Annotated in this window: 17 protein-coding genes; 10 read left to right on the forward strand and 7 right to left on the reverse strand. The window is 62.0% G+C overall.

Features of this window, described 5'->3' with window-relative positions; translation table 11 throughout:
* Nucleotides 1-5: 5 nt before the first annotated feature.
* Entirely contained in the window at nt 6-1103 is a 1098-nt protein-coding gene (locus tag RA24_RS01225; RefSeq protein ID WP_082020298.1) for a DegT/DnrJ/EryC1/StrS family aminotransferase, read from the reverse strand.
* A complete protein-coding gene (locus RA24_RS01230) occupies nt 1100-2665 on the reverse strand; it encodes a lipid II flippase MurJ (RefSeq protein ID WP_039150907.1) in 1566 nt (521 codons plus the stop codon). Before RA24_RS01230 ends, RA24_RS01225 begins: the two co-directional genes overlap by 4 nt.
* A 294-nt stretch (nt 2666-2959) precedes the next feature.
* On the opposite strand from RA24_RS01230, the gene RA24_RS21635 reads away from it, so the two are divergent.
* From RA24_RS21635 to RA24_RS01280, 10 genes are all read left to right on the forward strand, one after another.
* Nucleotides 2960-4240 (forward strand): sugar transferase, encoded by a 1281-nt coding sequence (locus tag RA24_RS21635; RefSeq protein ID WP_193747102.1) that lies wholly within the window; start codon nt 2960-2962, stop codon nt 4238-4240.
* 85 nt (nt 4241-4325) lie between these two features.
* Nucleotides 4326-5792, forward strand: coding sequence for a hypothetical protein (locus RA24_RS01240; RefSeq protein WP_039189186.1), 1467 nt, complete (start codon nt 4326-4328; stop codon nt 5790-5792).
* A 70-nt stretch (nt 5793-5862) separates the two neighbouring features.
* Nucleotides 5863-7095, forward strand: coding sequence for a polysaccharide deacetylase family protein (locus RA24_RS21640; protein ID WP_152612160.1), 1233 nt, complete (start codon nt 5863-5865; stop codon nt 7093-7095).
* Nucleotides 7092-8513, forward strand: coding sequence for an O-antigen ligase family protein (locus RA24_RS01250; protein WP_193747103.1), 1422 nt, complete (start codon nt 7092-7094; stop codon nt 8511-8513). Before RA24_RS21640 ends, RA24_RS01250 begins: the two co-directional genes overlap by 4 nt.
* Before the next feature lies 1 nt (nt 8514).
* Complete coding sequence (locus RA24_RS01255) at nt 8515-9738, forward strand: glycosyltransferase family 4 protein (RefSeq protein ID WP_039189188.1); 1224 nt, start codon at nt 8515-8517, stop codon at nt 9736-9738.
* Complete coding sequence (locus tag RA24_RS01260) at nt 9735-10898, forward strand: glycosyltransferase family 2 protein (protein ID WP_052269500.1); 1164 nt, start codon at nt 9735-9737, stop codon at nt 10896-10898. The genes RA24_RS01255 and RA24_RS01260 overlap by 4 nt, the downstream gene beginning before the upstream one ends.
* Nucleotides 10891-12066, forward strand: a complete 1176-nt coding sequence (locus RA24_RS01265; protein ID WP_039189191.1) for a GNAT family N-acetyltransferase — start codon at nt 10891-10893, stop codon at nt 12064-12066. Before RA24_RS01260 ends, RA24_RS01265 begins: the two co-directional genes overlap by 8 nt.
* Before the next feature lie 56 nt (nt 12067-12122).
* Entirely contained in the window at nt 12123-13175 is a 1053-nt protein-coding gene (locus RA24_RS01270; RefSeq protein ID WP_237754618.1) for a lipid II:glycine glycyltransferase FemX, read from the forward strand.
* Entirely contained in the window at nt 13172-14107 is a 936-nt protein-coding gene (locus tag RA24_RS01275) for a sulfotransferase family protein (RefSeq protein WP_082020299.1), read from the forward strand. The genes RA24_RS01270 and RA24_RS01275 overlap by 4 nt, the downstream gene beginning before the upstream one ends.
* A 13-nt stretch (nt 14108-14120) precedes the next feature.
* Nucleotides 14121-15218, forward strand: coding sequence for a GNAT family N-acetyltransferase (locus RA24_RS01280; RefSeq protein ID WP_039189196.1), 1098 nt, complete (start codon nt 14121-14123; stop codon nt 15216-15218).
* A 33-nt stretch (nt 15219-15251) separates the two neighbouring features.
* Here RA24_RS01280 and RA24_RS21645 read toward each other — a convergent pair whose 3' ends face one another.
* The 5 genes from RA24_RS21645 to RA24_RS01305 all read right to left on the reverse strand — a co-directional run bounded on the left by RA24_RS21645 (nt 15252) and on the right by RA24_RS01305 (nt 19917).
* Nucleotides 15252-16646, reverse strand: coding sequence for a M10 family metallopeptidase C-terminal domain-containing protein (locus RA24_RS21645; protein WP_052269501.1), 1395 nt, complete (start codon nt 16644-16646; stop codon nt 15252-15254).
* A gap of 402 nt (nt 16647-17048) precedes the next feature.
* The gene (locus tag RA24_RS01290; RefSeq protein WP_039189199.1) at nt 17049-18191 is read right to left on the reverse strand and encodes a M56 family metallopeptidase; all 1143 of its coding nucleotides are present in this window, start codon (nt 18189-18191) and stop codon (nt 17049-17051) included.
* A complete protein-coding gene (locus tag RA24_RS01295; protein WP_019298165.1) occupies nt 18181-18597 on the reverse strand; it encodes a BlaI/MecI/CopY family transcriptional regulator in 417 nt (138 codons plus the stop codon). Before RA24_RS01295 ends, RA24_RS01290 begins: the two co-directional genes overlap by 11 nt.
* A 244-nt stretch (nt 18598-18841) precedes the next feature.
* Nucleotides 18842-19120, reverse strand: coding sequence for a DUF2160 domain-containing protein (locus RA24_RS01300; RefSeq protein ID WP_019298164.1), 279 nt, complete (start codon nt 19118-19120; stop codon nt 18842-18844).
* Nucleotides 19120-19917, reverse strand: a complete 798-nt coding sequence (locus RA24_RS01305; RefSeq protein ID WP_019298163.1) for a carbohydrate ABC transporter permease — start codon at nt 19915-19917, stop codon at nt 19120-19122. Before RA24_RS01305 ends, RA24_RS01300 begins: the two co-directional genes overlap by 1 nt.

Consider the following 19917-nt stretch of genomic DNA (forward strand, 5'->3'; position numbering starts at 1 on the left):
GCAAGTCAGACAGTCCTGTGCAGTGCCTCGCAGATCCGCTGCAGTTCCTGCAGCCGCAGCCCCGAATGCACCGGCAGCCGCAGCACCGACCGCTTCAGTTGCTGCGCTTCGGGATGGCCGGATAGGTCCACTGCGGGATGGAACTGCCGCCAGAAGCGCACAGACTGAATACCCTCTGCCTGCAGTGCAGCATGCACCCGGTCGGCGTCTGGGGTGAACAGCGGGAAAAAGGCCGGGCAGGCGCCAGCGGGCAGGTTTGGCATCAGCGGCCGCATGCCGCTGCGCAGCGGGACACCTTGCTGCAACGCCAGAAAATTTGCGCGGTGGGCCGCGGTGATGTCCGTGGCCTCTGGCATCCGCAGCAGCAGCCGGGACAAGGCGGATATCCGCCCGCGCATGTCCGCAGGAGCTATCCCCGCCCGCGGATGCCACGCCTCCAATTGCCGCTGCGGGACTGGCACTGCCGGCAAGGCAGGACGGGGCTTGCCGAAACTGCGCCGCAAGACGCCTTTCAGCCCGGCCAGTGCAGGCCGCAAGGGGGCGGCAGACAGCCGCTCCAACGCTTGTGGCTGCGGATGGCGCAGCCACAAAGCGCCGCCATCCGGCAGCGGCAGGGTTTTCACCAGGCTGAACACGGACATGTCGCCCTGGCAGCCCAATGGAATATCCGCGGCAGTGCGGGAGAAAAGCGCCAGGGCTGCGTCCTCGATCACTGCCGTGCCATATTGCTTTGCAAGTGCTTGCATCTCTTCGACGGGCTGCGGGAAGCCGAAGTAGTGTATGGCATAAATGGCCGCGATACTTCCGCCGTCCAGCTGGCGCCGGATGTCGTCCAAGTCGGCTGACAGGTCCTGATGCAGCCTGTAGAGGCCGACTTGCATCCCGGCAGCGAGGACCGCGTCTGTTTCCGAGCCGCAATGCCAGGCTGGTAGTAGCACCTTGGCACCTTGCGGCAGCCCAAGGGCGCGCAAGCCCTCGCGGATTGCAAAGCGCCCGTTGCGGGTAAGATGCGTTTGCGGGCTGTCAAAGGGAAACGGCAGGGCTTTGCGGTGCAGCCGCAGCGGCAACGGAGGCGACTTTTGGATATACTTTGACGGCTTCATGCCGCCCCCCCGCGCACTGCCTTGCGCAGCAGCGTGCGGATCCGCGCTGTTTCCGGTACATGCAGAAGCGTCGCAGCACCAACATAGGCCACCCCGCCGCAGAGCACACAAAGCGCAATCACCAGGATCTCCTCACCCCGGTTGGTCATGCCGGGCCCGGCTGCGGCTTGCACAAGCCTGACTGCGATGGCCGCAGCTGCGGCCGCAAGCGCCATGGCAGCAAAGGGCCGCAGCTCCTGAAGCCGCAGCAGAGAGCCGAACGTGCGGCTCAGCCAGAAGTACAACAGCGCCATCAGCAAGGTCATCGAAGCAAGCGAGGCCGCTGGCACTGTCAGAACGCCAAAAACCGGGAGAAACAGCCAGTTGAGAACAATGCGGAGCGCCAAAGCTGCGGTGATCGACGTTGCGATGATCCTGACATGCGGCAGCGCAGGGTTTGCAAACAGAGCCGATGTCAGCGTCCCCAGTGTTGCATTGACCACCAGCAGCGGAGCAAGCAAGGCAATTATGCCCGCCGTTTGCGCAACCGCCCAGGGTTCAAATGCACCGTGACCGAGCAGCACTGAAACCAGCGGCTTGTTCAGCATGAAGATCGCCACGGCGGCCGGCATCACAAACAGCAAGGTGGCGCGCAGGGCGTCCTGCACGCTGGTCCGGAAGGCGTCGCGGTTGTCCTGAGCCAAATGGCTTGCGAACTCGGTGTAATAGACGATAACCACACTGCTCGTAACCACTCCGGGCGCCATGCTGGTCATCCGCTGGGCAAATTCCAGCGTGGCGACGCCGCCTTCTCCGGTCAGCGATGCCATGGCCAGGTCAATCCAGCCCGCGCCAATCATATGAAACTGCGTCAGCAGCATCGCCCAGATGCGCCGCCGGGAATAGGGCGGTTGCAAGTTGGGAGATTTTACCGGCTCCCAGGTGCGGGACAACGCATGCCGCAGACCAAGAGCAAAGATGCCCGCCATCGCCACGGTGCCTGCGGCAATGGCAGCTGCGACGGCACCCAGGCCAAAAGCGAAGACAGGCACCAGTGCGAGTGCCGCGGCCGCAAACAGACGCGGCATCAGCCGGGCAATCACCGGCATCCTGAATAGCCTGAGCGCATTCAGAGTTGCTCCTGCAAGCGCAGTTGCGGCGGAGAGCGGCAGCACTGCCAGCAGCACCCGGAGATAGGTTTCGGCCGTCTGGCGCTGTTCCTCCGAAAACCCCGGAGCCAGAAAGGTTATGATATCCTCCGACAGAACAAAGGCGGCTGCGCTGAAGACTGACGCGGCCACGAACACTTGCCAAAGCCGCTTACGCAGATGTGCTTTCAGTATGGCCAGTCCTTTGGTTTCCGCCAGCTGCACCAGCGGCGGAACCTGCAGCAGATGAAATGCGCGTTCCAGTCCTGCGGCAATATTTGAAACCAGGCGCCGGGCAAAGAAAAAGGCGTCCGTAGCAAGCCCGGCGCCAAATAGATTTGCAATCGCCAAGGCGACAACGAGGCTCAGCCCCATTCCGGCGGTTTTCCAGAAAGTGACAGAGATAATGTTTTGCAGTGTCCCCCGCTGCTTCATCAGCGGCACTTTCCTGGAACCAAATAAAATTCCCCCCGTTACTTCAGCTTAGTTTCATTCCGGGGAACGGCCATCTCTTAGCTGAACATTTATGTTCTTCCGCAACGGAACCCGCAGCCAAACGGCCTGAAGTTACATCGCGTGTGTCAGCAATTTTGTTTTAAAAGCAGAGGTCTGCGGTTCAGTAAGCCCTTCGGCGTATGCCGGTTGGTCAATTGACACGAATCGCCTCGTTCCGTTGCATCGGATACAGGGGACATCGCAGATTTCGTCGGCCTTTATTTTGTGGGGTTGGTGAACGGGCCTGCGGAACTATCTCAAATACTGGGAATTGTATGGGGGTATACAATGAACCGGGTTTTCTTTCGCGGCCCGCCCGTTGGGGGCGGCGCTGCAACTCGTATTGATGGCCAGATTAGCGTTTCTGCAAAAAGGGCAAGTGTTGCAAAACGCAGGACCAAGCCTAAGCCGCAGCGAAGGCGTGCCGCCGGGGCGGCAGAGGATGCAGGTGTGGCCGGCGTTGTCTCTGCACCGGCACTTGCATCCGCCCCGGTGGCGAAAACCAGGGGGTTGCTGAGCGGTGCCGAGCTGCGTACCGGCTACATGCCTTCCAGTCCGCTTCTGGATGCGGTGATCAACCGCGGGCTGGCGCTGCTGCTGCTGCCGCTTGTCAGTCCGCTCATGCTGCTGATCATCGTGATGCAGAAACTGCTGGTGCGCGGTCCTGTGTTCTATGCCGGCCGCCGTCTTGGGAAGGACCGCAAGGAATTCAAGATCCTGAAGTTCCGCACTCTGAGCTTCAACGCCGGCACGGTGACCCGCGACCAGACACTGCCGCGCCGGTCCATGACGGAGACAAAAATTGGCATTTATCTGCGCCGCTCGCGGCTGGATGAGCTGCCGCAACTGATCAACATTCTGCGCGGTGACATGGTGTTTGTCGGCCCGCGGCCGATACGCCCGGAAATTGAAGACCTTTATCGTGAAGAAGCACCCGCCTACGAGGAACGCTTCCGCATCCGCCCGGGGCTGGTCGGCTTTGCGCAGGCGCTGATGACCCACGAAACCCCCAAGCATCTGCGGGCCCGGTTCAACCGCATGTGCTGCCGTACGCCAATCCGCTACCGTGCTGCTTTCGGCTTTCTGGCTTATGTCGGCTTTTGCGTGCTGGCAAAATCAGCCCGTCTCGCATTGTCAGGGATCGCGGACCAGTTCCGTCCGCTTGCCGCGCACAAATGGCTGCGGGCTGGCTTCAATTGCCCGCCAGACAGCAAGGTTGAGCTGTCGGCAGGCAACAGCACTCATGTCGGAGCGATTTGCGGTATTTCGGATGAGGTTGTGCAATTTGTTTCAACCCGCCCTTTTCCCGCGGGCGAGCATTTCGTGATGCTGGTGCGCACCCGCAAGTCCGGCCGCATATGCCGCCTGAAGGTGCGGGCGAAAATCGAACATTGCGAACCTGTTGGTATCGGCCGCAGCGGATTTGCCAACTATGCGACCTACTCCACCACAACCAGGGGAGCCAGGCATTTTGTTGAGCGCTACTTATTGCAATCGTCGGTGATTTCGTCATGACCTTAGGCAGGCGGCAGCAGCGGGCCGCCGCCCGCTTATCAGAACAGCACTTCGGGCCGCAGGCGGATCTCAGGGGAGGCCGGCCATGATTGCCCATTACCGCCAGCTGTTGCGCTATTACTGGGGGCTGGTTGCCTTTGCCTTTGTAATTCTGGTCGGCGGCACGGCCACAATCAGCACCTTTTTTCTCTATGTCTCGCCAGCCTACGTGGCATCAGCCAAGGTTTCCTTGCTGCCGACGAAAACGGAACTGGCGTTCAGCCAGAATTTCGTCCGGTCAACCACGATCAACCCGGCAAACCTGCTCGCCCAAACTCATATCGAGTATCTGTTAAGCCGTGAAATTGCAGCCAAGACCGTGGACCGTATGGCGGCGGAGCTTTCCGCAGGTCCATCGCCTGAACAGCCCGCAGATGAGGAAGCCGCCGGGCCTGTTGGAGCAGAGCCGCAACCGGCGCGTCTCAAACAGCAGGTGGCGGAGCGTTTCACCAGCTTCCGGCGCAGTGCCCGCAGGATCTACAACATCCTGAATTCGGGGCGGCACGTGCAGCTTGACCCCTACACCGACGCAGTGCTGTCTTTGCAGGATTCCATAAAAGTCGACATGATCGAAGGGACCTACATCCTGAAGATTAAGGTGTTTTGGAACAAGCCAGAGCTGGCCGCCGCCGCCGCCAACTTCCTGGCCGACGAATATGTAGCATATGCCCGCGCCCAGGCTGAAACTGCCTCTCGGCAGATGGAGGAAGTGCTGAGCCAGGAAATTGCCAAAGGCAACGGCAATTTTTCCGAATTGGAGGATCAGATCAACGCGTTGCGGCTGGCGCGTGCCAACAATTTTGCCGCGTTGCGCGTCATTGATCCTGCAATTGCGCCAGTCTACCCGGCCTTTCCGCGGGTGATCGTCAACACTGTCTTTGCCATAGCCGGCTGGGTGATGGCATCGGCCTTTCTGGTCATTTGCGCAGATACATTCTCCAACACCGTCAAAACCGATGCGGACCTGCGGCAGTTGTTCGGGCCTCGTGTCCTGGGAACAATGCCGCTGCATCGCCCCAACCGGGCAAAACTGGCGGAACTCGCCAAGAAAATGAACATGCAATGCAACGCCATTCCCTGGCAGGGGGCGGTGACTGCTCTTGGCAGCGACAAGGAAAGCCGCCGGCTGACTGCAGTGATCGAGGTTGCCCTGCGCCGGCTCAAAGGCCGCCAAAAGCAGAGGGAGGCGCACCTGGAAACCCTGGCCGGCAAGGTCGGGGTTCAGGGAGGTACAGCAACCCTTCGGGCCGTGCCCAGCGACACCAGCGAGTCGGTTGTTCACCTTGGGCGGTTGCTAGACGGGCGTGCCGGGGCAGCACGTGTAAACGGTGTCAAAGTAACTGATCTCGGCGGCGCTGATGAAAGCTTCTCAATGGGCAATGCCGGAGGATTCAACTGGGTGGTGGTCGGCATCCGTCCCGGCGCCGTGGCAGAGGAAGCACTGCAAGGCCTGACGGCCCGTCTGCAGGCGCAGGGGGTGGAGAACATTTTTGGGGTCTTCTTGAAAGGCTGACAGGAGGTGACCGGGGGTGCTACAGCGCAACACATCGTTGGCTGGCGGCCGCCGCAAGTCAGAGCGGCGCTTGGCGCTTATTCTCTGGGGCGGCGGCGTTACTCTCATTCTGATTGCCTGGGCGCTGCTGGCCGCGGGCATTTTTTCCGCAGCAGATGTGCCGGGATGGAGCGGGGCGGCAGCCTTGGGAGGCTGGCTGTGGGTCGCCGATGGCTGGATGCGGCGGCGCGGGGGCGTGCCGTGCCTTACCTGGCACAGCGTCAGCGCGGATGCGTCCTGGCTGCCCTGGGCGGCAGAGACATCGGTCAGGCCCGAAACCCTGGACCGGCAACTTGCGCAGCTTCGGAAGATGGGTTGCACTGTAATGAACACGGCGGAGTTCATTCGCCGCCGCCGCGCTTGCAAGCCCGTTCCCTCCGGCACGGTGCTTTTGCATTTTGACGACGGATATCTGGACAATTGGGTTGCCGCCGCGCCGATCCTGCGCCGCCACCGCATGCAGGCGACCCTGTTTGTCTCACTGGAATTCGCGGCACCCGACCGCCCCGAACCGCAATCCCTGGACGATACCAGCAGCCCGGCGCGCTGGGATGGGTATCTTAGCTGGGGCGAGATCCGGGCGCTGGACAGAGCTGGCCCGGACAAGGTCTTTGACGTGCAGCCGCACGGTGTGGATCATATCCGGGTGCCAGTCGGTCCGCGATCAGTGGGGCGGCTCACCCGTGAAAACTGGAAACGTCACGCCTGGATGCAATGGGCGGCCATGCGCGGCAGCAAGCACGACTGGTATCTGCCGGAGGAACCGCCTGCGGTCCCGGCAGGGACGGCGATTCCTGAAAGCGATGCGGCTCTGGCGGCGCCGGCATTTACAGGCGGGCAGCAGGAGACGGCGGCGGAATACGGCGCCCGGGTTCGGGCCGAACTGGCCCGCTGCCGGACAGAGTTCAAGGCCCGGCTTGGCAAAGCACCCGAACTGTTCTGCTGGCCCCAGAACCGCACCTCCAGCCTCGCCCGCCGCATTGCCGCGCAGGAGGGCTATTGGGCGACCACGGCCGGACAGGGAAGCAACCGGGCGGGGGAGGATCCGGCGGTGATCAGCCGGGTGCATGCGGGGGAAAACGCCGCTGGGTTTGAAAGTGCCTGGATTGACACCTGGCATTTCCACGCAACGGTGCGCTGCTTTCAGGGCAACGCATACTGGTATCTGGTGATCCTGGCTGCGGGGGTGAGCAAGGCCTTGCATAGGCGCGTGAATGCGCGACGGCAACGCAGCCGGCAATGCCAGGGCGCACCCGCGGCATGATCTGGCGGTTGACCGGATATCTGCTGCTGGCAGGCGGGCTTGGCTTTCTGGCGCTGCTGCTGGTCGCCTATGCCGCCGAGTCCCCAAAGAAGGGCCTGATGCTGGTGCCCGGCCTCGCCGCCGGCGGAATACTCACTCTGAACCCCTATGCCGCGGCGCTGCTGCTGGTCGTCTTTTCCCATCTCGATGCTCTGGCGGGCCTCCTGTCCAAGGCTCTGCCGCTGTCGGCGTTCAAATTGCTCAGCGTTGCAGCTGTAGGAGGGATGCTGATTCAAAGCTACCGCAAGCCGCGTCCGCTGCGCTTGGGACCGCCCAGCCGGACCAAGTCTTTGGTTGTATTGTTCCTGATCTGGCTCTGCATTTCGTTTTTAACCTGCGAGTTCCGCGCAGCCGGCAAAGAGCATGTCATTGGCTTTGCCAGCGTGATTGTGCTGTTCTTCCTGATTGTTGCCCTGGCTGACACACCGGGACGGCTGCGCGCTATGGTCTGGGTGCTGGTCGGGACCGGGCTGGTATCGGGTTTATTCGTGCTGGCAGAAAGTATGCTGGGCGTGCGGCTGGTGGCAACCGAAGCTGCTGCCACCACCGCCCAGTTCGAGGGCCAGGCCCGCAGCGCCGGCGCTTCCAATTACAATCCAACTACTGCGGCGCATATGCTGCTCTGCACCGTTGTGATTGCTGCGGTTCTGTTCTTCGAACACAAACCTTACAGGTGGTTCAGCGGCGCGGTGGTGCTGGTGGGCATGGCTGCGCTGGTGCTGACGCTGGCCCGGTCGGCGGCGATTGCCCTGATGCTGATCGCGCTGACTTACATGTGGCAGAACCGGACCCGCCGGCTGTTCCCGCTGATGCTGATATGCCTTGCCGCCGCCCTTGCCTCGGCGCTGCCGTTTGTGCCTGAGGTCTATTGGGAGCGTATGGGTACGATCTTTGAGCAGGGGTCTGACCGGACCTTGCTGCGGCGGTTTTCCTATAACCTGATCGGGTTGGAGCTGCTGTGGGAGAACCCGGTTTTCGGCGTCGGCCCCGGCAATTACCCGCATTTCTATGCCGGGGATGATTTCCGCTGGTATCCGGGCCGGGAGCCGGGACCGCGGCAGCTGCACAATAGCTATTTGGAAGTTGCGGCAGAGCTTGGATTAATCGGCCTGGCGCTGTTTATGGGGGTGATGCTGACCGCCATGAGATCGGCGGTTCAGGCCGCGCGCGCCGCGGTGCCAGGCTTGTCGGTTTTTGCCAAGGCGTTGGCCTACGGCTTTGCAGCCTTTTTGATCGCATCGCTGTTCATGCCCAATGAAGACACTAAGTTTATGTGGATCCTGCCCGCACTCTGTGTGGCGGCCCGGACGCTATGCCTTGGGGGAGGCACCGGGACAGCCGGCACAGGCCAGGCGGGCAACGGGGGTGGGGGAAACTGACATGCGGCTGGCAGTTATCGTTACGGAATATCCGAAATTCACTGAAACCTTCATCTTGAGGGATGTGCTGAAGTTTCTGGAGTTCGGGGCTGAGGTCCGGCTGTACCATCTGTCGCCCTATAACACCTCCGAAGTGTTGCATGAGTTTGCGCAGCCAACCCGCGCCATTGCCCGTCACGTCGGGCTGATCAGCACGGCTACCCTGGCCAGCTTTACGGCACAGCTGGGCAATATGGCGGGGCCCCCGGCAGTGATCGGCACGCAACAGGGCCGCAAGCCGGTTCTGGCCGGGAAGTCCGCCGTGGTGTCTGTTGCCGCCAGCGCAATAGCCCGGGAATTGGCAGACTGGGGCGCCGATCATGTGCATGCAGAGTTCGCAGGCCATCCGGCGACCGCGGCGTGGGTGATCCACCGGCTGACAGGCATCCCCTATTCCGTGAGCTGCCGCGCCCATGACATTTTCCGTACCCAGCGGTTGCTGGCGGAGAAGCTGGGCGAGGCCGCCTTTGTCCGCACCATCAGCAATTACGGACGGGATTTTCTGTCGGAACATGTCCGCGGCCTCTGCGCCGGGGAAATTCAGGTGATCCACTCCAGCGTCGATGTGGAGACGATCCCGCAGCTTGGCCCACCACCGCAGGATGGGCCGTTTCACGTGCTCTATGTAGGCTCCTTGCAAGTACGGAAGGGCGTGGACTTGCTGCTGCGCGCGCTGGCTGCGATGGAGGTGCCGGACTGGCGCTGTTCGCTGGCAGGCGATGGGCCGGAGCGTGCGCAGCTGGAGGAATTGGCGGCGGAACTAGGCCTGGGTGAGCGGGTTGCGTTCCTTGGAAAGCAGGACTTTTCCAAAGTTGGCAAGCTCTATCAAAGCGCCAATGTGATCGCGGTGCCTTCGGTGATCGGCCCCTCCGGGCGCACTGAAGGTATCCCCAACGTGGCGATTGAGGGACTCGCGTTCCAGCGGCCGGTGATTTCCACCAATGTGTCCGGCATCCCGGAACTGATCCGCCCGGGCAGGACAGGTTTCCTGATCGAACCGGGCTCCGTTGAGGAATTGGTCCGGGCGCTGGAAGACGTGCAGGCAGATCCCGCAGCGGCCTACACCATTGCCTGCCAAGGGCGGCGGCTGGTGGAGGAGGAATTTTCGCTGGCGGTCAATGCGCGCCGCCAGTTCGATCTATTCCGCGCCTATTCAGCTTCGGCTTTGGGGAGGGCAGCGGAATGACTCTGCTGTTCTGGGTCTGCGCTGGGCTGATTGGCTTCTCATTAGCGGGCTACGGGCTGCTTTGGTGCCTGCTGGCCGCGGTGTTCGGGCGCCGGGCGCCGCTGCCGCCGGAACAGCCGCTGAGGGCTACGGTGCTGATTGCGGCCCGCAACGAAGAAGCCGCGATCCGAGCCAAGCTGGAAACGGTCCTGGCACAGGACTGCGGCCCGCACCGGTTGGATGTGCTAGTGGTTTCCGATGGTTCTGAGGACGCGACGCTGGAGCAGTCGCTGTCGCTTGGCAGCCCGCGCATCCGCGCCTTTCAGACGCCGGAGCATGGCGGCAAAGCGCAAGCGCTGACCGCGGGGCTGGCCCGGATCGACGCGGATGTGGTGGTTTTCTCCGACGCCAACAGCATGCTGTCACCTGGCGCCTTGCGGCATCTTCTGGCGCCATTTGCACGGCCGGACACAGGCGGTGTCTGCGGCCGCCTGCGGCCAAAGCATCGCAAGGGCCGCGGCGGTTGGCTGGCGCGGGCAGAACGCCTGTTCTGGGTGTATGACTCGGCCCTCAAAGCAGCAGAGAGCCGTTTGGGCGGTGCGGTGTCGGCTCAGGGTACGCTCTACGCTATGCGGCGGAAACTGGTGCCTGAGCGGGTGCCTGGCGATGTTGCAGATGACTTTTTCATCTCAGTACAGGCCCCTGCGCAGCACCGGCGCCTTGTGTTTGAGCCGCGGGCGGTCGCGCAGGAGGCGGTCACAAGCCGCACCGGGGAGGAGTTTATGCGGCGGGTGCGTTCCACGGAACGAGGCTGGCGCGGCCTGATGCGGATGCGTCGTCTTATGAACCCTGGCAAATACGGGCTCTATGCACTGCAGTTGCTTTTGCACAAGGGTCTGCGGCGGATCGTGGCCTTCCTGTTGCCGCTGCTGCTGGTGCTGAGCCTCGCGGCTGCAACGGCACATGGCGGAATTTATACTGCGGTCTTGCTGATGCAGATGGTTATCTACGGCGTCGCAGCCGGATCGCTGCTGTGGCCGTTGTTGGCCCGGTTGCCTGGGTCAGGGCTTTGCCGCTTCTTTGTGCTGGGCCATGCCGCAATGGGGTTTGGCATTCTGCGGGCGATGGCCGGGGTGCACAGTGTGCGCTGGGCTCCGGCGCGGAGGGTGGCAGATGAGTGATGGCGCGGCCCTGCGATGCGCAGCGCTGGAACCGCTGCAAACCCGCATCCTGAACCGCTGGGAAGACCTGGCCGTTCTGGAGCCGGAATGGCGCCGCATGCACGAACGCTGCCGCGGGCGCTTGTTTTCTTCCTTTGACTGGCTGGCGGCACAGTACGCTGGATTTGGCTCGCCGGGCGAGTTGCGGGTCATCACAATCTGGCAGGCCAGCCAAATGGTCGCGGCCGCACCCATGTGCCTGATCCGGAAACGGTTCAGCAAGCTGCTGCCCTTCTTCCGGCCGCGGGTGCTGACCGGCTGGCTGTGCCACTACGCGGGCTTTTTCGAATTTCTCGCCACCAGCCGTGAAACGCTGAGGGCGCTGCTGGAAGCCGTATGCAAGTCTGCGCCGCGGGCCGGCATTGAACTGGCACTGTTCCGCGTCTGCACCCGTGACGTGTTTGCCACCCGATGCCTGCGTATTGGAGGGCTGGAGCTGCGGCAGGATCGCGCCCAGGGAAGCTCAATCGCAGAGAACCTCACCGATTGGGACAGTTACTGTGAAACCCGCAGCCGCTCATTCCGCAAGAAAGTCCGCATCAGCGACAGGCTGCTGCAAGAGGCCAAGGCGGAATTGGAAGTTTTTCAGTCGCAGGACACCGCGCCAGTGCAAAGGATGCTCGTGTTGTCGCAACGCAGCTGGAAGCAAACATCAGGAACCGGATTGGCTGCTCTGCAAGGGGGCAGCACTTTCCTGCATGAACTGTGGCGCCGCTTGGCCGCACGAGGCCGCGGCAGCCTGATCCTGTTGCGGGCCGGGGAGAAGGACATTGCTTCTTTTTGCGCGGTCCGCTGCCAAGACACCTGGTATGGCCTGTTCTCGGAGTTTGACGAGGAGTTCTCCGAGTTGTCGCCAGGCCGCAGCGTCATGTACCGAAGCCTGCGGGAGGTGATCAGCCAGGGGCGGCCTGTACGCTTTGAATTCGGCCGCAGGACGCACTACCTGCGTGAATTCGAAACCGGATCCTATCAGGTCCGGCGCCTTCGGGGGGTACGGCGGGGCAGCCCGGCCTATTGGCTGCTGAAGCTTGAGGATGCATTGCGGGAACTGACAGGGGTGCGCGGTCTGCTGCCAAACCGCAAACCGCGGCGGGCCGACATCCTTGCTGGTGGCAAGGGAAGGACCTGATCATGCTGCAGCGCCTTAGCTTTGAAAATGCAGAAATCCATGTCAGTTTGGATCAGGTGCCGCAATCTGCGGCCAGCAGCAGTGTCGAAGCTTTCCTCCAGGATTGCCCGCCCGCTACCTGGCTGCAGTCTCCTGATTTTGCCACTGTCTGCCCGCCGCCGCCGCGCCACCGTTATCTTGTGCTGACTGCATGCTACCCGGATGGCGGCATCGCCGGCTTTGGCGTCGCGCGTCTATCATGGCTCGCGCCGGGGCGGTACTTTGCTAGTTTCCGGCGCGGGCCTGTTACCAGGACGCCGGAGGCGCTGGCGCAAGTACTGCCAGCCTTTGCAGCGCGTTTGCGCCGCGAAGGCTGCTGCTCGATGCAGCTCAACCCGCGCTGGAGCGGTGAAGTGGAAGTCCAGAGAGTCTGTGAAATGTTACAGGCCGCAGGCTGTGTCCGGCTGCCAGTTGGTGCTCAATCTCAACACACGGAAACGGCGCTGGTCGGATTGCACGGCTCCGCAGAGGATTTGCAATCCAGGCTGAAGCAGCGCTGCCGCAGGCAGATCCGCAATGCGCAAAAGGCAGGGATTGAGGTGCGCCCTGCTGCAAGCCTGGAAGAAGCCCTGCAGTTCAAACCGCTGATGAAGGCATTCTTTCGCGCGCGCGGATTGGGTCTGGAATCTGTGCCGCCGGTAGAGTCGCAATGGCAGATGACGCGGAACAAGGGCGCGTTTCTTTTGGCTTGGCAGCGGGGAAAGCTTGTGGCCGGGCATGTCATGATTGCCGATGGCAGCCGGGCGTTCTGGCTGGCCCTCGCGCGTTGTGAGGAGCATTCCAGTGCGGCTGCAGGGTATCCGCTCGTCTGGGAGGCCATGAAAACCGCCCAGGCGCAGGGGTTTGCGCAATATGACATGGCCGGTGCTGTGAGCGTGCCTGACGCTGGCGGCGCGGAAGTTTCCGGTGGGGCCAGAAACCGCGCGCAGTTCAAGTCAGCTTTCAGGCCGGAAGCAGTGCCGCTGGTGCCGGCCTATGTTCTGCCGCTGCGCCAGCCCAGCCATGCTCTGCTGTTCAACCTGCGCCGCGCGTGCCGCGGGTTGCGGCAGCAGGCGGGGGCGGGCGTATGACCACGCATCGTGCCATGCCCATTTTTGTTCTGGGTTTGCAGCGCTCCGGCACCACTTTGGCTGCCAATCTGCTGGCGGCGCAACCCGGAGTTGCCGCCGTGGCGGCGGAGCGTCACCACGGGGTGCATGAAAGTATTTTCTTCTCGCATTTCGCACCAGCCATGGAGCCTTGGCCAAGTGCTGGCTGGCGCGCCGATGCAGCAGGGGATTTCCTGCGCAGCGAATACTACCAGCTTTGCGGGTTATCGCGCAGGTGGGGAGAGCAGGCAGCCGAAGCCAGCGCCAGCCCTGCAGAATTGTTCTGCGGGGTTATGGAAGCGCTGTCGCAACGGCAGAACGCAATGGCCTGGGTTGAGAAATCGCCGCACCACACCCTGCTGGGGCCAGATATAGCCAAGGCTGTGCCCAGAGCACTGTTTTTATGCGTGAGCCGCGGCAACCCGGGCTTCCTGAGATCGCGGCTGTGGTCCTATGGCCGCCGTCCGCCATCTTACCCGTGGCGCGCACTTCTGATCGGGCGGGCCTGTGCTTCGAATGTGTTTCATCAGCGCTGCATGCGCCAGCTGCAGCGGCAACTGGGCAGTAAACGCGTCTTTTTGGCGGACTATGAAACCCTGCGCGCCGATCCGGGCAAGGTACTGGCACCGGTGCTCGCGGCCGCCGGGCTGGAGGCGGACAGCATCCGGCCGCCGGAATATGCTCCGAACTCCAGCTTTGCCAGCCGGGACCAGCGCAAACAGGCACTGACGGCGGCGGATCTGGCTGTCGCAAAGGCCGCGCAATTGATTGCCTATGGCGTGCCGCAGACGCTGCTTGCAGCAGCTCAGCGGCGGCGTGCCAGCCGGCGGCCGGCAGACTTTCCTGTCTGGGTCTGGCCGGCAACCGTGAATGGCCCCCCGCGGGACGCCTGGTCCCGGGATCCGGCAGAATAAGGAGGAAACCTGAATGCCGACACTGCGTGCCGAAGTTGCTTGCAGCCTGCCTGAACTGCAGGCGCTGGACGGGCAGCTGACGGCCTTGTCTTCGGCGGCAGGCGCCGGTGCCTTTGACAGGCCAGGCTTTTTCCTGCCGTGGGCACGTGCTGCAATTGCCGAAGGGCAAAGACCTGTGTGCTTGTGTCTGTGGCGGGGCGGGGACCTGGCCGGCTTCCTGCCGCTGTTCCGCCGGCGCGACTGGAAAGCGGCCTTGGCCTGGCGCGCAGGGCCGCCTGTTTACGGGTCATCCCCGGCTTTTGATCTGCTGTTTGACCCGCAGCTGGACCAGCACGAATTGTCCTCGGCCTTGGTTCAGGCCTTGGAACAGATGCGCTGGCTGGACCTTACCTTTGAAAACCTGCCGGAGAGCAACCGCCTGGGCCGCTGTCTGGCTCAGGCATTTGAACGGGGGGGCTACTGCGTCGGGAACCGTGTCGGCTTGGGCTATTACCTGGTAGAAGGCGTGGCAAGCGGCGCTGAGCTGGAGGCACAGCTCAGCAGCAAGAACCGCCGCAACCTGCGTTCAGCCGAGCGGAAACTGGCAGCCAGCTGCGAAGTCTGCCTGAGCCCGCCTGACGATGACCCGGAGGCCGCGGTAAACGTGCTTAGGGCGGTGGTGTCTGCCAGCTGGAAGAATTGCCCGCGCATGCGCCACGTCGGCTTACAGCTATACGAAGACCAGATTCGCGGCTGCGCAAGGGACGGAACACTGCGGTTCTGGTCGGCTTCACTCCGGGGGCAGCCTGTTGCCTTTGTTTTCAATCTGGCAGACCGGGGCGGAACGCATCACGGTTACTTCACAGCCCTTACGCCCAACGGGGGCGAGCTGGGGGCCGGTACCGCCCTGATGTTCAAGTCTATCAAACACAGCTTGGATGAGGGGGCTGTGTCCTTCAATCTCTGGTCCGCGCGTCATAACCTCAAGCGGATGGCAAACAGCCGGATGCAAACCTGCAGCCTGCGTATCAGCCGTGCCAGCCTGGGCGCGCGTCTGCGTCTGGAGACTGCCAGCCAGTTGCAGCTTCTGCGTCAATCTCTCAGATCAGGAAAACCCCGCCCGCGGACCTGAAACAGGGATGGGCAGGACGGCAGCAACCCCTGCTCAGGACCCGTTCAGCAGAAAGTCGCTGCTGGACAGATCAGAGTAGCTTACCCCCTGAAGCAGAAGGCTGTCTTCCCCCTGTATAATCAGCACCCCGCCGTCTTCGCCTGCAACATTCCGAAACCGCAGCGCGTTCAGTTCCGCCGAGGTGAAATCAAGGTGCACCTGGTCGGAACCCACTGCAAAATCAGTGATGATGTCCTGGCCCGCCCCGGTTTTGAACGTGAAGGTATCATTACCGCTGCCCCCCTTTAGCGTGTCCTCACCGGCGCCGCCGTACAGCACGTCCTGGCCATTGCCTCCGAAAAGCTTGTCCTTTCCGTTGCCGCCGAACAGCTTGTCCTCACCGCCTCCGCCGTGAATCTGGTCGTAGCCCTTCCCTCCGTGAACTTCGTCTTGGCCAGAGTCGCCATACAGCCTGTCACCACGGGTTCCGCCATAAACTGTATCATCGCCGCTGCCGCCAGAGATGGTGTCAAGTCCACCACCGCCCCGAAGCAGATCGCTGCCTCCGGCCCCATCAAGCCAGTCCCTGCCATTGAATGCTCGAACGGCATCAGCATTGCCGGTTCCCTTCAGAACATCGTCGTTCGGGGTGCCGGTGATGGTGTTAAAACCGGGTTCTTCCACCGGCGGTTCGGGTGTTGAAGGCTGATCCGGATTGATTTCGCTGACATATACGGGGTCAGCTTCGGTGCCATTGCGGTAAATGCCAACCGAGTGCTGAAGCGCATCCAGCGGGTTCAGGCTGTAGTGGCCATCATTGCCAGTGCCAGGATGGTCAACGGTGATTTCGGCATTCCGAACCGCCAAGGCCGCGTCATAGTCGTTTACGTTGGCGGTAAGGCCGATTTGAACGCGGTCGATTTCCCCATTGGCATAGCGCGTGTCCATGGTCTGGCCCTGCTCGTCCACGACGAGCTTACCATCCAGATACAGCTGAATTTCTCCGCTGTTTTGATCACCGGGACGTATGACGATCTTCAAAGTGTACCATTTTCCGGTCTGCAGCAGTTCATCCTGATCCGCCGGCCACAACTCTTTGATACCGATCTTGCCGCGTTCGACCCGGATCAACCCGTCACGGACTTGAATTCGCACACCCGGGTTGAACCCGCTGCTAGAGGCGTTGCTCTCAAGGTCTGCCAGATAAATATGGCTCAGCGGATTGCCATCCGGGATCATGAACTCAAACTCGGCGGTGATCAGACCGGAGGCATCAGTTGAATTGATTGCAGTGCTATAGGCTGACTTGCCAACCTTTTCGCCTGCCGATCCTGCCCGCATCAGGGAAACGCTGCCATCTTCCGAGATGTCGATGCGGCCGTCCTGAAGCTGAAGAATAGTATTGAATTGGCCGTATCCGCCAATCGGTTTGTAGTCCGTCTGGTACATGCCCGTCACCTTTTACCCGTAAGCTAACACTTGCGCTTTTTGTGGACTTGGCATGTACCAAAAGAAAACCCTCAGGCTCCGCCGTGCTGCTGCCACAGCGGGAACCTGCCAAATACATGCAGATGAAAGGTGAAAACCCGCTGACAAAGGCGCTAACCGCCTGGGGTTGAAGCGGTTTAGCGTCAGTTTTCGGGGGCTAAGAACGCATGTTTCCCGCTTCGCGCCGCGCTGAAGCAGTCATTTTCCGCCGCGCTGACCTCTCTCAGAGGAGGGAGCAACGGAGTTTTTTTCTTGAAAGGGTGGATCGCCTGCGCAAGATTGCGTCTTTAAGTTGACTGGTGGCAGCTCCCGGTGCCACCTGCCAAGATCACTGTGTTCACAGGTGGCGACTGGCCGGGAGAGTTACTGGCTTGGCACAGCAAAACCGCCGTTCAGGGCACTGACGGCAAGCTCCGGAGCGCTGTTGCGGCTGGCCATGCGCTCCAGGTTGACGATCGTCGACAGCATGATGCGGTCATGGCTCCAGTCGCTGGGGCGTTGCAGCAGCACCGCCGTCGCCAGCACCACCCCGGCCATCGTCAAAGAGACCAGCCCCCAGCCAAGGGAGTTCGGCCCCCGCGGCTGAACCGCTGTCACCGCAATGATGCGGCGTTGCAGGGAGGCTCCGCGGCGGGTTTCGCGGCGGTCTACCAGCGCCACAGCAGGGCTGCGGCGGGTGAACAGTGCCGGGCCGCGCGCGGCAAGGGCACAGGCACGGATCAGGCATTCGCAATAGGCGCGCACATCAAACGCAGGCCGCGCCATCAGCGCCTGGTCGCAGGCAAATTCGCGCAACAGACGCACCTCGCGCCGCCAAAGGTAGAAGGCGGGATTCCAGAATAGGGCGGGGCGCAGAAGCTCCAGCAGAAACTCGCATTCGATGTCGCGTTGGCGGAAGTGCTGCAGCTCATGCGCGATGGTCAGGCGCAGGTCACGCGGATCATTCAGCAATGCCGAGGGCAGCACCACGTAGCGCCGCAGCAGCCCTCGGGTGGAATAGGCCACGCGGATGTCATCGGACACCATCAGCTGTACCCGGCCAATGCGTTTCCAAAGGAAGGAGCCGGCCAGGTTTTGCCGCAGGCGGAAGACAGAGGCCGCCACATGCGCCAGGCAGATGAGCGCCCCAACAGCAAAAGCCGCTGCAACGGCCTGCGCCCAGCCGGGTTGCAGGCTGGTGAGGCCGCGCACTGCATCTTCGCGCAGGCCGAGGGTGGCCTCAAAAGTTCCGGCACTCATGCTGACATTGCCCTGCAGATACTGCGAAACCAGCATGTCAGAGAAATTAGGCGGATGGGCGATGACAAAGCGGGTAAACGCTAGGATCAGCAGCGGCGAGGCCGCCAGCAGTACCGTCATTCCGTTCAGCAGCCGCAGCTGAGGCCGGTAGGCGCGCCCCAGCGGACTGCGCGCCAGTGCCTTGCGGGCGGCGAACCACAACAGGGTGCCCGCCAGCAGCAGGATATTCAGATCAATATAGGCATTCAGCAGAACATCAGCGTTCATTATCCCCCAGCCTTTCCTCCAAGAGCGCCCGCATCTCCTCGAGCATCTCGTCGGTCACATCCTCATCATCGACCAGCCGCGCCACCAATGCGGCGGGCGCGCCGTTGAAAAGCTTGCTCGAAAGGTTTTTCAGAGATGTTTTCTGATACTCTGCCTTGGGAACGGCGGGGCGGTACACCAGGGAGCGATCCTTGCGCTCGCTGGTGAGAAAGCCCTTCTGTTCCATGATCTTGAGAACCGTGGCCACCGAAGTATAGGCGCGTTCCTGCATCTTGTTCAGCTCGGCAAGGATATCGCGCACGGTGCCGCCGCCCATGTCCCAGACCACGGTCATGAATTCCAGCTCAACCTCGGTCAGCAGGGAAGTGTCGTGTTTCTTGCGCATCGCCTCGGCAGTCCGGCTCATGTGATCGTTCCAGTCATGCTAGGGGAAGCAGGCTTCCGTGAAAACTATTTTTTTAGAAGATGCGCGGCAGCGGGGCTTTTGTTGTCACAATGTGCGCTGCCGCGCGAGTCTTCTCAGCAGGTTGCAGGGTGATGGCCAGTATTCGCGATGGTGCCTGGCGCATCCGTTCGGGGTCTTGGCTGAGACGGCCTTGAAGGACGGGTTTGCCTTCAAGGCCTGTCCCGACTTTGTTTGAGGTCGCGGGTCAAACCTTCCAGAAGCAGAAGATGCCCCAGGCAACCGACAGCCCCAGCGGCCACCACAAGGGCATCCCCACCAGTCCCAGCCAGGCCAGGAAGATGTAGGAGGTGCCCAATAGGCTGATGAACAGCCGGTCGCCGCGGGTCGTGGTGAGGCCGAGCACGCCTTTGCGGGCCGCGCCGCCGGGGTGGCGGATTTCGGCGATGATCAGCACGCCGATGGCGCTGAAAATGCCGATGAACAACAGGGCAGTGGGCCAGGTCCAGGCCATCCATGAAAGCATTACACCCTCCCCATCGCGAAACCCTTCGCGATGTAGTTGCGGACAAACCAGATCACGATGGCGCCCGGAATGATTGTCAGAGTTCCCGCAGCTGCCAGCAGCCCCAGTTCATAACCCGCGCTGGAGGCGGTCTTGGTCATGGTGGCGGCAATCGGCTTGGCGGCAACGGCGGTCAGGGTCTTGGCCAGCAGCAGCTCCACCCAGGAGAACATGAAGCAGAAGAAGGCCGCCACACCCACGCCTGCCTTGATCGACGGGATAAAGATCGTCGCGAAGAAGCGCGGGAAGGAATAACCGTCGACAAATGCGGTTTCGTCCAGCTCCTTGGGCACGCCGCCCATGAAGCCCTCCAGGATCCACACCGCCAGCGGGATATTGAACAGGCAGTGCGCCAGCGCCACCGCCAGATGGGTGTCGAACAGCTCCACCGCGGAATAGAGCTGGAAGAACGGCAGCGCGAACACCGCGGCAGGCGCCATCCGGTTGGTCAGCAGCCAGAAGAACAGCTGCTTGTCGCCCAGGAACCGGTAGCGGCTGAAGGCATAGGCCGCCGGCAGCGCCACCGCGATGGAGATCACCGTGTTGATCGACACGTAGGCGATCGAGTTGATGTAGCCCCAGTACCAGCTGGGATCGGTGAAGATGGTTGCGTAATTGTCCAGCGTGAAAGTCTGCGGGAACAGCGAGAAGCCCGACAGGATTTCATTGGTCGTCTTGAAGCTCATCGCCACCAGCCAATAGATCGGCAGCATCAGGAACAAGATATAGACGATGGGGACGATGGATCGTTTCTGCAT

It is taken from the genome of Leisingera sp. ANG-M6 (assembly GCF_000813905.1).
Lineage (GTDB): Bacteria > Pseudomonadota > Alphaproteobacteria > Rhodobacterales > Rhodobacteraceae > Leisingera.